This is a genomic window from Methylobacterium sp. J-077, assembly GCF_022829365.1.
Lineage (GTDB): Bacteria > Pseudomonadota > Alphaproteobacteria > Rhizobiales > Beijerinckiaceae > Methylobacterium.
Map to the genome: position 1 here is coordinate 1 of NZ_JAKSYJ010000018.1, position 382 is coordinate 382.

Here is a 382-nt window from a genome sequence, read left to right on the forward strand (position 1 = left end):
TCGTGATCGAAAGCTGGAGACGTCACTACAACACCGTACGCCCGCACGCCTCACTGGGATACCGGCCGCCGGCACCAGAGGTGTTCATGCCAGCCTTCACCGCTTGGCCGGCTGCGCTCGCCCGACCAGCTCCACCGGCCAAGCTAACCGTGGTGGAGCGGCCTACCGCGCACTAACTTCACCCTTGGACCACCCTGTGGGGGCCGATCAAAGCGGACGTTCGTCAGCCGTGCGGCAACTGCGGCTCGGGGTGGCAATCGGACGTTGACCTTTCGCCGCGAAGCGGACGTTCTGTCTCCAACCCTTCTCCGACGTTCGGGGGAGTGGCCTCGGGACTATCGAGGTACGGATGATGGGGCTGTCGAGGTTCCAATGCTGCGGC

The 382-nt window shown here is 64.9% G+C and carries 1 protein-coding gene; it reads left to right on the forward strand.

All coding sequences use genetic code 11. From position 1 onward, the window contains the following. Nucleotides 1-176: transposase (locus tag MKL11_RS00540; RefSeq protein WP_243939302.1), on the forward strand; the 176-nt coding region annotated here is incomplete at its 5' end. Nucleotides 177-382 lie beyond the last annotated feature (206 nt).